The following is a 12,716-nucleotide window of genomic DNA, read 5'->3' on the forward strand; positions in this document are numbered from 1 at the left end:
CAGGCAATGCGGCGGGCGGTGGAGTTCCTGGTCACCAGGTTGTTGCGGTCCCGGCTGGGCATCGCCTTGGCGATCGCCGTCCTGGTCTTCGGCGTGATCGGCGCGGCCCGGCTGGTCTCGGGTCCCGTGGACCCCGAAGCCGGGCTCAGCGGCCGGCCGAGCCAGCCGATCACCACCGTCGCCCCGGAAGCCGGTGACGACGGAGTGGTCGGCAGCACCGCACCCCCGTCGCCCGTGACCCGGCCCGGCGCGCTGACACCCGAGCAGATCGCCGACCGGTTCATCGCCGCCTGGCTGGGAGGTCGTGGCGGCAGCTCCGACGAGTGGCACACCAGGCTGCGGCCGCTGTCCACACCGGAGCTGACCGAGAAACTGTCCGGCGCCGACCCGGCGGGCGTCCCGGCACAGCGGACGACCGGCAAACCGAGCCTCCGCCCACGGACGGAGAGCTTCGTCGAGGTGCTGGTCCCGCTCGACTCGGGGCAGCTCCGCCTCGAACTCGTGGCCCCCGACGGGCAGTGGCTGGTCGACGCGGTGGACTGGGAGCGGACATGAACGATCACGGACGGGAGGCGGGAGCCCCGGCCCGCCGTCGGCAGTTGCGTCTCGGCGCCCTGGCCGCAGCACTGACCGCCGCCCTGACGCTGCTCTGCTGCACCGGCGGCACGGCGGCGTTCTTCCTCACCGAGCTCAGCGGCGGCGCGGACGACTCGTCCGCGGAGTCCCTTTCCAGTTGCGGCCAGCGGCACGAGGTGAACGTCTCCGGGACCATGCCGCGCGTCGCCCAGTACGGCGACGGGCAGATCCGCAACGCCGCGGTGATCATCAAGGTCGGCTCGGACATGAAGGTCCCGCCGCGTGGCTGGGTGATCGCCGTCGCCACCGCCATGCAGGAGTCCGCCCTGCGCAACCTTCCCCACCTGGGGAGTCAAAACGACCACGACTCGGTTGGCCTTTTCCAGCAACGCCCGAGCCAGGGCTGGGGCTCGCCGGAGCAGCTGCAAGATCCGGCCTACGCCTCTCGCAAGTTCTACGAGAAGCTGGTCAAGATCCCCGACTGGGAACGGATGCCGCTGACCAGGGCCGCCCAGAAGGTGCAGGTCAGCGCGTTCCCGGACGCCTACGCTAAGCACGAGGAGCTGGCCAGCAAGATCGTCGACGCGTTGGCGGGCGGGGCCGCCCGGACGGTGCAGATCTCCCAGCGCAGCATCTGCAACGCGGCCGCGCGGGGCCAGATCGCCGCCTCCGGTTGGACGGCACCCATCCCGGGCGGCGTTGGCTCCGGATTCCGGACGGCGCAGCGGCCGAGCCACAACGGCGTAGACATCGCCGCGCCGAAGCACACGCTGATCCGCGCCGCAGCCACCGGCCGGGTGCTGGTCGCCCGCTGCGACCCGGACCACAGCGGTCGGAAGAGCTGCGACGTGGACGGTTGGCCGAACAAGGGCGGATGCGGCTGGTTCGTCGACATGCTGCACGCCGGCGGCTACATCACCCGGTACTGCCACATGATTGTCAAGCCGAGGGTCGCCCCCGGGCAACTGGTCACGGCCGGCGAGGTGATCGGGGAGGTCGGCACGAGCGGCAACTCTTCCGGCCCCCACCTGCACTTCGAAGTACACCGCGACGGAGACCGGTCCAGTGCCGGCGCCATCGACCCGGTGCCGTTCATGCGCGACCGCGGCGCGCCCCTGAACGAGAAGGCATGAGGCATCCAGCGCATGACCGGGCCACTTCCCGATCCCTTCGCGGGACAGCCCGACTGGGCGCCCCGCCCACCCCGCCCGATCGAGATCATGCCGGCGAGCGGCCGGATCGAGCTGCGCGGGCGGCGGGTCCTGGTCGGGCTGCCCGGGTTCGGCTGGCGCGGGGACCTGCGGGCGGACGAGCGGGTGGTGCAGAACAGTCGCACGTACGTGCCCGTCATCCCCGAACACGAGTGGTACCGGGCCGAGTCCGAGCAGGTCGAGGTGTTCGCGCCGCTCGTCCCAGTCGAGCGAGTGTGGGTGGAGACGCTAGGGGAGGTACGGAGCGCCACAGCCAGCGGCGGTTCGAGCGTCAACCTGGTGTCCCTGGACGCACCCACCCACCGGGCACCGACGCCGGTGTTCGAGACCGACGCCGTGAGCGGACGTCGGGTCGTGCACATGGCGGACTCCGGCGAGCAACGAGACCTGCGGGCCGTGACGGAGACCTACTCGGGCGCGGAGGGGGATATCTGCGTCCGCGTCACGCCGGAACTGGAGTGGTACCGGTGGGCCTGGCGCGGCCAGCCACCCACCACCCTGGAGGTCCCGGTCCACCTGCTCTGGATCGAGTGAAACGGTTCAGCTGACGGATGTCCCGTCGCATACTCTCCAACCGTCATCGGCGCGAGTGGTGCTGAACTGCCACGGCTGCCGATCGCTCTGCGACACGCCGTCGACAGATGCGGAGAAGATAAGGTCGACCTGAACGCGGGCGGCATCGCCCTGCTCCTGTAAGTCGAGCTTGCCCCAGCTCACGAAGATCGTCGTCGCGAATCGGGCCTCCCGCGCAACGAGCTCGCCACGTAGGCCACTGACCGCTTCTAGGGTGGCTTTCGTACAGGTGAACTGCTTCGCCTTAACGTCGTTGCGCTCGACGAGAAAAGCGCGCAGGTAGTTGTCGACCACGACGTCGGGGGCGCTGCGGTCCGGGGTCGTGGCGCGGTCGTACCAGACGAACGCGGCGACGACGCCGCCAAGGAGGAGCAGGGCGGCCACCCCGGCGACCACGGTGAGTGCGGTCCACAGCCGGCGCGGCGGGCGGACGGGTGCCGGTGCCAGAGGCTGGGGCGCCAACTGGTCCGGCGGGGTCCGCTGCGCCGGTACGCGGGACACCTGGGAACCGGCGGGGGGCTGCACTGATTCCACCCCCTGAGGCTATCGGCTGGACGCCTCGTACCCAATGCCCGGAACCGGCCGATCGCGACGCCGGCAGAGGACCAGGCCCGGCACACCCGAGGCGGGCCGGTCGGTGCCGGTAATCACCCGGCGCACCGCCGTGCCGCATCCCGGGGGACGGGCGGGACCTGGGATACCGTCACTGCTCGGGGAGGTTGCCAGCCTCGGGACGAGGGGGTGGACGCGGTGGCCGGTTCCAGAGCACGTACGAACCGCGCCGCTGCCCTGCACAGGCGGGCGGAGGCGACCACCGCCGCCGCGACGAGCATCTTGGACGAGACCCGACCCGCGCCCGCCGACCAGCGCCGCCAGTACGAGTTGGCGGACCGGCTGCGGTCGGCCGCGGCGCTGCTGGCGCCGGGTTGGGCCGGGGCAGCACTGGGGACGATCACCGGCGACGTTCCCTCGGGCGAGGGCCTGCCGTCGTTCGTTCGGGTCGGCACGGCCGCGCCGCTGGAGGACGCGCGTTTCCCGGCTCTGGTGCCACTGCTCGGCACGGGGCACCTGGCGATCGACGCCGACGCCCGTGATCCCCGGGTGGCCGGGCTGCTGCGAGCCCTCCTGCTGCGCCTGCTCGCCGCGACGCCCACCGGCTGCCTGCTGGTCCGCGCCGTGGACGCCACCCGATCCGACAACGGCGCGACGCCGGTTACGGCGCCGGGTGCCCGTACCGGTTTGGTGTCCGGCGCCGCCGCGAACCCGCGTACCGGCCCGACGCCCCGCACCGCCCAGGGCACGCGTGGCGACCCGACTGCCGGCGCCGGCCCGGACGCGGACGGCGGCACGTTCGCGCGGTTCGCGGCGCTGGCCGACGCGGGCCTGTTGCCGCCGCCCGCGGTGGATGTCGCGGGGCTGCGGGCGGTGCTGACCGAGGCGGAGCAGTGGGTGGCCCCGGGGACGGGACGACCGCGCCACCACGACCGGACGCTGCTGCTGGTGATCGCCGCACTGCCGGAGCTGACCGGGGCGAGCGACCTGGGGCGGATCGAGGCGCTGGCCGAGCAGGGACCGGCCGCCGGGCTGCACCTCGTCGTCGCCGGCTGGCCCCCGTCCGGCCCGTACGCGACCCGTCCCCCGCTGCCGCTGGCCACCGCACTGGCCCTGCGCAACGCGTACGCGCTGCTGGGCGACCCGCCCGGAACCTCGTTCGCCAGCCCCGGCGCGGCGCCGCCCGGCGGGCTGAACTCGCCCGTCTTCGTCGACGACGATCCGCCCCCGGAACTGGTCGAGGCCGTCTGCCGGCGGCTCGTTGAGGAGGTCGAGGCGGGCTCCCGGCTCAACCTGACCGATCTGTTGCCCGACCCGGACGAGCCGCTGTGGACGGCCAGCTCGGCCGAGGGCATCTCCACCACGGTCGGCGACGCCGGTGGCCGGCCGGTCAACGTCGGCTTCACGGAGCTGACCCCGCACTGGTTGGTCAGCGGACGGTCCGGCGAGGGCAGGTCGGCGTTCCTCACCAACGTGCTGCTGGGCCTCGCCGCCCGGTACGGCCCGACCGAACTGGCGCTGCACCTGGCAGACCTGGGCGACGGCGAGTCGTTCGCCGAGTTCCTCCAGACCGCCCGGGACCGCTCCTGGATTCCGCAGGTGCGTTCGGCCGGAATGGCGGCAGATCGGGAGTACGTGCTAAATCTGCTCGACGAGCTCGCGGCGGAGGCCCGTCGCCGCGAGGAGGCCGGGCAGCGGGCGGGCGGGCAGCGATTCACCGCCCTGCGGGAGCACCAGGACCTGCCGCGGGTGGTCTGCGTGATCGACAATCTCGCGCTGCTCTTCGCCGAGCGGGATCTGGTGGCGGTCGAGGCGGCGGCCCGGCTCGACACCGTCGCCCGCTCGGGCCGCGCGTACGGGATCCACCTGGTCCTCGCCGGAGAGGGTGACCTCGGTGTGGCCGGCGGGCCGACGACCCGCGACTCGCTGCCCGGGCAGTTCCCGGTGCGGGTGGCGCTGGCCGGCGGCGCGGTGTTGGAGCCGAGCAACGACGCCGCGGCCGGGCTGCCGGTGGGCAGCGCGGTGGTGAACACCGCGGGTGGGCTCGGCGGGCCCCGGGGCGCGACCCGCGGCCACGAGCGGACGGTCCGGTTCCCCGACCCGCAGGGCACGCCGGAAGGTATCCGGGAGCTGCGGCAACGGCTCTGGACGGCCCGCCCCGAGCGCTCGGCCCCGCCCGCAGTTTTCGCGGGCTGGGCGCGTCCGCAGCTGTGCAACGATCCCCGTTACCGCGCGGCCTTCGCCGGGCGGTCCAGCAATCCGGCGGCGCTGCTCGGCCGGGCCGTGGACCTGCCTCGGTCGACGGTGGCGGTGCCGCTCGGCCCGGTCGCCGGCCGCAACCTGGCCGTTCTCGGGCCGACCGCGGAGGCCGCCGCCCTGCTGGCGACCGCGGTCCGCAGCGTCGCCGCGCACCATGCTCCGGGCACCGGGCGGTTCGTGGTGGCGGCTCTGGCCGCCGACGCGGCTCCGGTGGCCGGCGCGCTCGCCGCGGACCTCGCCGGGCAGCACCGGGTGGACCGGGTGGACCTGCCGGGGCTGCTCGCGGCGCTGGACGCGGACGAACCCGGCTATCTGGTGGCCTTCGGGCTGGACGGGCCGGCGCCGGAGGAACTGCCCGCGGACCGGCTCCGGAGCCTGCTGCGGGATGGTCCGCCCGCTGGCCGGCACCTGCTCGGCTGGTGGCGTACGGTGCCGCCGTTCGCGGCGGCGGTCACCCAGCCGGAGCAGCAGGTCGGCAAGCTCGCCGCCGTGGTGGCGGTCGACGTGCCGGGGGCGCAGCTCGCGACGCTGTTCGGGCACCCGGTGCAGTGGCGGCCCCGGCGGGGCAGGGCGCTGCTCTGGGACGGTACCGCGGAGTCGGGCACCGTCTTCGTGCCGTTCGCGGAGCCCGGGGAGGAGGAGTGCTGAGCCCGGAACCTGCCCGCGCCGCCGCGCCGCCCGCGACCGGCCCGCTACGGCAGCGGGGCGCTGGCCGCTCCGTTCCCCCGCCGCCCCTCCCCGCCGAGCCCGGGGGCGGAGCGGGCGCCGCAGGCAGCCCGGGCGCCGGGGCGGGGGCGGGTGCCGAGGCCGCCTGGACGGCGTACGTGGCCGCGGCCCGCCAGCTCGACGGCGTGCGCCGGGGAGCGGCGGCCGCCGCGACGGAGCAGGCCCGGGCGGTACAGGCGGCTCGCGAGGAGTTGACCGGCGTACGCGAGCGGCTCGCCCCACAGCGGTCCCGGCTGCGTGAGTTGGGCGTACCGCCGATGGCGTTGGTGCCGACGCCGCCGGAGCTGTCGGAGGCGGCCCGGACGATGGCCGGCGGGCCGACGGCGGTGCTCGCGGCGCTGCGCGCGGCCCGGGGCTGGGCCGACGCGGCGGACGGGGTACTGGCCGCGCGGGCCCGGCTCCGTCCGGGCACCTGGCCGCCGCGGGCCCGCAACCTGCTCGTGTACGGGCCGCTGGCGTTGGTCGTACCCCTGCTCCAGTTGGCGCTGCACACGGCGGCCGACTCCGGCGCGGCGAGCGTGGCCGCGTTGCTCTTCGGCCTGCCGATGCCCGCGGTCGCATTCGTCGCTGGTTGGATCGGCGTCGGCCGGCTGTTCGGCGGGGGCTCCCGGGCGGGCCTCGAGGGCCCGGCGCCGGCCGAGCCGCCCGGCGCCGGGGCGGGCGGGCCAGCCGAGACGGACAGCGCAAACGGGGCGAGCAGCGCGGGTGGAGCGGACAGCGCGGGCGGAGCGGGCAGCGCGGGCGGAGCGGACAGCGCGGGCGGAGCGGACAGCGCGACCGGAGCGGGCAGCGCGGGCGGGGCCGGCGACACAGCCGTGGCCGGCGAGCCGGCGTCCGGCGCCGAGGGGCGGACGGGCAGGGCCGCCTCGATCACCGGTACGCGGGGCCACACCGCGCCCGCTCTCGCCACGGCCGGCGGGACGCTGGACCGGACGCCCCGCTGGGGGGCGCTGGTGTGCCTCGTCCCAGCGGTACTGACCACGGCCGGGATCGTCCTGTCGATGCTCGGCGGCTGACCGCGCCCAGCGGTGGCGCGCCCGGGGCCTCGCCGCCGGAGACGAAGACGCCGGGCCGGGCGGCTGCCCGACCCGGCGGTTTCCGGGATGGTCCCGCCGGTCAGCGGGGGATGATCAGGGCCATCGCCTCGGCCCGGGACTTCGGATCGCGCTGGAGCGTGCCCCGTACCGCCGAGGTGATGGTCTTCGCCCCGGCCTTCTGGATGCCGCGCATCGCCATGCACATGTGCTCGCACTCCAGCACGACCACGACGCCGCGCGGGGCCAGCCGGTCCATGAGCAGGTCGGCGATCTGCGAGGTGAGCCGCTCCTGCACCTGCGGGCGGCGGGCGAAGACCTCGACGAGCCGGGCCAGCTTGGACAGCCCGGTGATCCGGCCGTCGGGCCCGGGAATGTAGCCGATGTGCGCGCTGCCCCGGAACGGGAGGAGGTGGTGCTCGCAGAGGCTCATCACGTCGATGTCCCGGACGAGCACCAACTCCTCGTGGTTGGCCTCGAAGGTGGTGCTGAGCACCTGCGCCGGGTCGACCCGCAGCCCGGCGAACAGCTCGGCGTACGCGCGGGCCACCCGGGCCGGGGTCTTGACGAGCCCGTCGCGGTCGGGGTCCTCCCCGACCGCGATCAGGATCTCGCGAACGGCCTTCTCGATCCGGGCCAGGTCGACGGACTCCTCCACCGGGCGCCCGGTCAGCCTGCCGTTGACCAGGCGCGCGGCCAGATAGTCCAACTCGTCAATGTCGGGCTCGGTGGACGAGGCGGCGAGCGCCCCGTCCACCTGCCCGGCTGTCGATTCCGTGCTCAGTGCGTACCGTCCGAGTTGTTGGGGCTGCCGCCGCTGACGGACGCGCCGTCGGCCTGGGCCTGCGCCTTGAGGGCGTCCTTCTCCGCCGGCGTGAGCACCGGGGGCTCGGTGGACGGCTGGCGCTTGCCGAAGCCGTTGTACGGGGCCATCGGCGGGCGCTTCACCACCCGGCCGCAGATCCGGGCCATGTCGGCGGTGGAGAGGGTCTCCTTCTCGATCAGCTCCAGGACGATGTTGTCCAGGACGTCCCGGTACTCGACCAGGATCTCCCAGGCCTCGTCGTGGGCCAGCTCGATCAGCGCCCGCATCTCGGCGTCGATCTCGGCGGCCACCGCGTCGGAGTAGTCCCGCTCGTGGCCCATGTTGCGGCCGAGGAACGGCTCGTCGCCGCTGGTGCCGTACTTGATCGCGCCCAGCTTGGAGCTCATGCCGTACTGGGTGATCATCGCGCGGGCCAGCTGGGTGGCCTTCTCGATGTCGTTGCCGGCGCCGGTGGTCGGCTCGTGGAACACGAGCTCCTCGGCGGCCCGCCCGCCCAGCGCGTACGCCAGGGTGTCGACCATCTCCGCGCGGGTCTGGGTGTACTTGTCCTCCGTCGGCAGGACCAGGGTGTGGCCCAGCGAACGGCCGCGGGACAGGATGGTCACCTTGTGCACCGGCGCGGCGTGCGGCAGCGCCCAGGCGACCAGCGCGTGCCCACCCTCGTGGTACGCCGTGATCTTCTTCTCCTGGTCGCTCATCACCCGGGTCCGGCGCTGCGGACCGGCGATCACCCGGTCGATCGACTCCTCCAGGGAGTCGTTGGTGATCGCCCGCTGGTCCTTGCGGGCGGTGAGCAGCGCGGCCTCGTTGATCACGTTGGCCAGGTCGGCGCCGCTGAAGCCCGGGGTGCGCCGGGCCACGGAGTCGAGGTCGACGTCGGGGGTGAACGGCTTGCCCTTGGCGTGCACCCGCAGGATGGCCTTGCGGCCCTCCATGTCGGGGGCGTCCACCGGGATCTGCCGGTCGAACCGGCCCGGGCGCAGCAGCGCCGGGTCGAGGATGTCCGGCCGGTTGGTGGCGGCGATCAGGATGACGCCGCCCTTGGTGTCGAAGCCGTCCATCTCGACGAGCAGCTGGTTGAGCGTCTGCTCGCGCTCGTCGTGACCGCCGCCCATGCCGGCGCCGCGGTGGCGGCCGACGGCGTCGATCTCGTCGACGAAGACGATCGCCGGGGCGTTCGACTTGGCCTGCTCGAAGAGGTCCCGGACCCGGCTGGCGCCGACGCCGACGAACATCTCGACGAAGTCCGAGCCGGAGATCGAGTAGAACGGCACCCCGGCCTCGCCGGCGACGGCGCGGGCGAGCAGGGTCTTGCCCGTTCCGGGCGGGCCGAACAGCAGCACGCCCTTCGGGATCTTGGCGCCCAGGGCCTGGTACTTCGCCGGGTTCTGCAGGAAGTCCTTGATCTCCTGCAACTCCTCGACGGCCTCGTCGGCGCCCGCGACGTCCGCGAAGGTGGTCTTCGGCGTGTCCTTGGTGATCATCTTGGCCTTGGACTTGCCGAAGTTGAGCACCCGGGAGCCGCCGCCCTGCATCTGCGACATGAAGAACAGCAGCAGCAGCACGAGCAGCGCGATGGGCAGCAGGTTGACCAGCAGGCTCACCCAGACGCTGTCGCTCGACACCTTGGTGTCGGCCGGTCCGGTGACCCGGTTGGCCGCCTTGGCCTGCAGGACCTCGTTCCAGATCTGCTCGCCGGCCTGGTACGGGAACTGCGCCTCGATCCGGTCGGTCGTGGTGTCGTCGAACTTGGTCTTGCTTTCCAGGTCGAGCTGGAGCGTCTGCTCCTTGTCCTGGTAGACCGCCTTCTTGATCTTTGCGGTGTGCAGCTGGTCGAGCGCAACGGACGTGTCCACCCGGTGGTAGCTGGGACCAGCGGTGAACAGTTGACTGAGCACAACGGCGCCGAGGATGACCAGGATGATCCAGACCACCGGTCGGCGGAAGAAACGCGTACGTTCCATACTGTCGTCGGGCGAAGAACGCCCGCATCCTCCTGATCGACGTCCTGACCGTCTTCATTGGCTGTCGCCGCCGTGGCGGCGGCCGGAGCCGCCGTGCGGGCCGGCCTCGACCCCGGGCGCGTCACTGCCGCGCCACGGTCATTCGACGGTACACCGTGTGCGCGAGATGTGAGCTTGCGAGCCCAGCAGTTACGCGCACGGCGAACCGGGACGGCCGGCGTGCCGGGAGCTCCGCACCCGACCATCCGACCGCCCGGTCACGCGGTTCGAGGGGTCGGGCGTGGAGAGAGCCTCCACGGCACCAGCCCCTACGGTAGTCCGGTTCGCTGAGAGCGCGCTGAACGTCCGCTTGACGAGAGCCGGCGCGAGCCGCGTCCAGCCTGCTCGCGGCCGCACCGGCCGGGGTCACGGACGCGCCGGTCGCGCTCACGGCCGTGTCGTCCGGCTCACGCGCGTGCGTAGACCTCGGGCTTGAGCACGCCCACGTAGGGCAGCTCGCGGTAGCGCTCGCCGAAGTCGAGGCCGTAACCGACGACGAACTCGGTCGGGATGTCGAACCCGACGTACTTCACCGGCACCTGCACCTTGACCGCGTCCGGCTTGCGGAACAGGGCGACGACCTCGACGCTGGCGGCCGACCGGGACTCCAGGTAGCGCAGCAGCCAGGACAGGGTCAGCCCGGAGTCGACGATGTCCTCGACGACCACCACGTGCCGGCCGGCGATGTCCCGGTCCAGGTCCTTGAGGATCCGCACCACGCCCGAGGAGGTGGTGCCCTGACCGTACGAGGAGACGGCCATGAACTCCAGCTCGGCGGGCGGGCCCTGCCGCCCGAGCGCCCGCGCGAAGTCGGCCATGAACATGACCGCGCCCTTGAGCACGCAGACGAGCAGGAGGCCGTCCTCGACGTGCGCATAGTCCGCCGAGATCTGCTTGGCCAGCTCCGCGGTCTTCTCGCGGATCTGCGCCTCCGAAATGATCACGTGGTCGATGTCGGCGTCGTACCAGGAGCCGTCAGCCATGGCTCCTAGCCTGCCGTACGCCGGATGCCCCCTGTCGGCGGGGCCGCCCCTTTCGGCGCGTCCCCGCCCCGGATTTTTCAGCACGAACGGCGTGAATCGGGTCAGCAGGTGCGGGACCGCCATCGCCGACCCTCCTCGGTGGGTTTCCAGTCCGCCGAGTCCCTGGTGTCGGCGGCGAGGCCGGCCGCCGAGGCGGCGGCGAGAAGAAGCAGGAAGAGCAGGAGCAGCAGGAGTTCCATGGCGGCGCTCGCTTTCGCGTTGTTTTCTACGGTTTTCGCCGCCGGTGCGCACCGGACTGCACCCAGTCTGCGCGGCATCCTGACCGCCGGACAGTGGCAGCAATGCCAGAGGGCATCGATTTTCTGCCAGTCGTCGGGTTACCCTCGTCACATGCTGCGCTCGGTCGCCGTCCTCGCCCTGGACCAGGTCGCCGCGTTCGAGCTGGGGGTGCTCGCCGAGGTCTTCGGCACCGACCGCACGGCCGACGGCTTCCCCGGCTACCGGTTCGACGTCTGCACCGTCGACGGCGGCCCGGTGCGGACCAACTCCGGGTTCCACCTCACCCCGCACTCCGACCTCGGGCCGATCGAGGACGCCGACCTGGTGGCCGTACCCGCCCACGGGAGCAACGATGCCGCCACGCCACCGCCGGTCCTGGACGCGCTGCGCCGGGCCGCCGCCCGGGGCGCGTACGTGATGAGCGTCTGCTCCGGCGCGTTCGTGCTCGGCGAGGCCGGCCTGCTCGACGACCGGGAGTGCACCACCCACTGGCGGCACGTCGACGAACTGCAGCGCCGCACCCCCCGGGCGCGGGTGTGCTGCAACTCACTCTACGTGGCCGACGGCCGGCTGCTCACCAGCGCGGGCACGGCGGCCGGCATCGACGCCTGCCTGCACCTGGTACGCCAGGAGCACGGCTCGGCCACCGCGACCCGGCTGGCCCGCCGGATGGTCGTCCCGCCGCACCGTGACGGCGGCCAGTCCCAGTACGTCGAGGCGCCCATCCCGAAGGCCCCCGAGGCGCCGACACTGGAGCCGGTGCTCGCCTGGCTGATGGGGCGGCTGGACCGGCCGGTGACCGTGGACGAGCTGGCCGCCCGGGCGGGAATGTCGCCGCGCACCTTCGCCCGCCGGTTCCGCGCCGAGACGGGGACCACCCCGCACGACTGGCTGACCAACCAGCGGGTCCTGCTGGCCCGGCGGCTGCTGGAGGAGACCGGGCTGAGCGTGGAGAGCGTCGCCGGCCGGGCCGGCTTCGGCGACGCGGCGGCGCTGCGGCACCACTTCACCCGCCGGGTCGGCACCACCCCGAACGCCTACCGGACCACCTTCCGCGACCGCGTCGGCGCCCACTGAAAGCCTCGACCCGACCCGGCAGCTCGGGTCAGCAGCCGACGGCGGCGCCGTCCACCCGGGGCTCGGTGCCTGCCACGTAGCCGCCCGCCGGCGACCGCCACACCGCCTGCCCGTACCCGAAGACCGAGGGCTCGTCGGCGACGGTGACCTCGTGCCCCCGGGCGCGCAGCCCCGCGACCAGCCCGGGCTCGGCCGCCAGCTCCGGCTCGACGAGCAGCGACCGGCCGGCGTGCCAGAACCAGCGCGGGGCGGCCAGCGCGGCCTGCGGATCAAGCCCGCCGTCGAGGGTCGCCGAGACGAGCTGGACGTGCCCCTGCGGCTGCATGTGCCCGCCCATCACCCCGAACGGGCCGACGGGCTCGCCGTCGCGCGTCAGGAAGCCGGGGATGATCGTGTGGTACCGCGAGCGCGGCCAGGCCGGCCGCGGCGGCCAGGGGGTGGCTCGTGGCCACCGCGCCGTTCGGGGCGTGGAGCGGCTGTCGGGGGTGCGCCATCCGCCATGTCTACCGCGCGGCACACCGGGAGGGGAGCCCGCGCCGGCACGAACCCCGCGATGTCGGCGACGTGGCGGGGTTCCAGCCCCGGCGACGCCACCATGTCGGCGACGTGGCGGCATT

The 12,716-nt window shown here is 73.6% G+C and carries 12 protein-coding genes; 6 read left to right on the top strand and 6 right to left on the bottom strand.

Going from position 1 to position 12,716, the window contains the following annotated elements; genetic code table 11:
* Positions 1–6 precede the first annotated feature (6 nt).
* The 3 genes from JD77_RS09570 to JD77_RS09580 are packed head-to-tail and all read left to right on the top strand — an operon-like array spanning position 7 to position 2,321.
* Positions 7–555: a hypothetical protein gene (locus JD77_RS09570; RefSeq protein WP_145773961.1), complete on the top strand. Its 549-nt coding sequence runs from the start codon at positions 7–9 to the stop codon at positions 553–555.
* On the top strand, positions 552–1,709 hold the full coding sequence (locus JD77_RS09575) for a M23 family metallopeptidase (RefSeq protein WP_145773962.1): 1,158 nt from the start codon (positions 552–554) through the stop codon (positions 1,707–1,709). Before JD77_RS09570 ends, JD77_RS09575 begins: the two co-directional genes overlap by 4 nt.
* Positions 1,710–1,721: 12 nt before the next feature.
* Entirely contained in the window at positions 1,722–2,321 is a 600-nt protein-coding gene (locus JD77_RS09580; protein WP_145773963.1) for a hypothetical protein, read from the top strand.
* Between the two features lie 6 nt (positions 2,322–2,327).
* On the opposite strand, the gene JD77_RS09585 is transcribed toward JD77_RS09580, so the two are convergent.
* Positions 2,328–2,885 carry a hypothetical protein gene (locus tag JD77_RS09585; RefSeq protein ID WP_145777500.1) on the bottom strand — a complete coding sequence of 186 codons (558 nt, stop codon included), beginning with the start codon at positions 2,883–2,885 and terminating at the stop codon, positions 2,328–2,330.
* Positions 2,886–3,101: 216 nt separating this feature from the next.
* On the opposite strand from JD77_RS09585, the gene JD77_RS09590 reads away from it, so the two are divergent.
* Both JD77_RS09590 and JD77_RS33470 read left to right on the top strand, forming a co-directional pair.
* Positions 3,102–5,819 carry an FtsK/SpoIIIE domain-containing protein gene (locus JD77_RS09590; RefSeq protein ID WP_145773964.1) on the top strand — a complete coding sequence of 906 codons (2,718 nt, stop codon included), beginning with the start codon at positions 3,102–3,104 and terminating at the stop codon, positions 5,817–5,819.
* A complete protein-coding gene (locus tag JD77_RS33470) occupies positions 5,813–6,913 on the top strand; it encodes a hypothetical protein (RefSeq protein ID WP_246140585.1) in 1,101 nt (366 codons plus the stop codon). Before JD77_RS09590 ends, JD77_RS33470 begins: the two co-directional genes overlap by 7 nt.
* Positions 6,914–7,013: 100 nt before the next feature.
* Here JD77_RS33470 and folE read toward each other — a convergent pair whose 3' ends face one another.
* From folE to JD77_RS31970, 4 genes are all read right to left on the bottom strand, one after another.
* The gene (folE, locus tag JD77_RS09600; protein ID WP_211372522.1) at positions 7,014–7,688 is read right to left on the bottom strand and encodes a GTP cyclohydrolase I FolE; all 675 of its coding nucleotides are present in this window, start codon (positions 7,686–7,688) and stop codon (positions 7,014–7,016) included.
* Positions 7,689–7,711: 23 nt separating this feature from the next.
* Positions 7,712–9,721, bottom strand: a complete 2,010-nt coding sequence (gene ftsH, locus JD77_RS09605) for an ATP-dependent zinc metalloprotease FtsH (protein ID WP_145773965.1) — start codon at positions 9,719–9,721, stop codon at positions 7,712–7,714.
* A 446-nt stretch (positions 9,722–10,167) separates the two neighbouring features.
* A complete protein-coding gene (gene hpt / locus JD77_RS09610) occupies positions 10,168–10,743 on the bottom strand; it encodes a hypoxanthine phosphoribosyltransferase (protein ID WP_130329642.1) in 576 nt (191 codons plus the stop codon).
* A 101-nt stretch (positions 10,744–10,844) separates the two neighbouring features.
* Positions 10,845–10,982, bottom strand: a complete 138-nt coding sequence (locus tag JD77_RS31970; protein WP_170286400.1) for a hypothetical protein — start codon at positions 10,980–10,982, stop codon at positions 10,845–10,847.
* 151 nt (positions 10,983–11,133) lie between these two features.
* On the opposite strand from JD77_RS31970, the gene JD77_RS09615 reads away from it, so the two are divergent.
* On the top strand, positions 11,134–12,099 hold the full coding sequence (locus JD77_RS09615) for a GlxA family transcriptional regulator (RefSeq protein ID WP_145773966.1): 966 nt from the start codon (positions 11,134–11,136) through the stop codon (positions 12,097–12,099).
* Positions 12,100–12,127: 28 nt separating this feature from the next.
* Here the strand turns inward: JD77_RS09615 and JD77_RS09620 are convergent, their stop codons facing one another.
* Complete coding sequence (locus JD77_RS09620; RefSeq protein WP_145773967.1) at positions 12,128–12,715, bottom strand: gamma-glutamyltransferase; 588 nt, start codon at positions 12,713–12,715, stop codon at positions 12,128–12,130.
* Position 12,716 lies beyond the last annotated feature (1 nt).

It is taken from the genome of Micromonospora olivasterospora, from assembly GCF_007830265.1.
GTDB classification, from domain to species: domain Bacteria; phylum Actinomycetota; class Actinomycetes; order Mycobacteriales; family Micromonosporaceae; genus Micromonospora; species Micromonospora olivasterospora.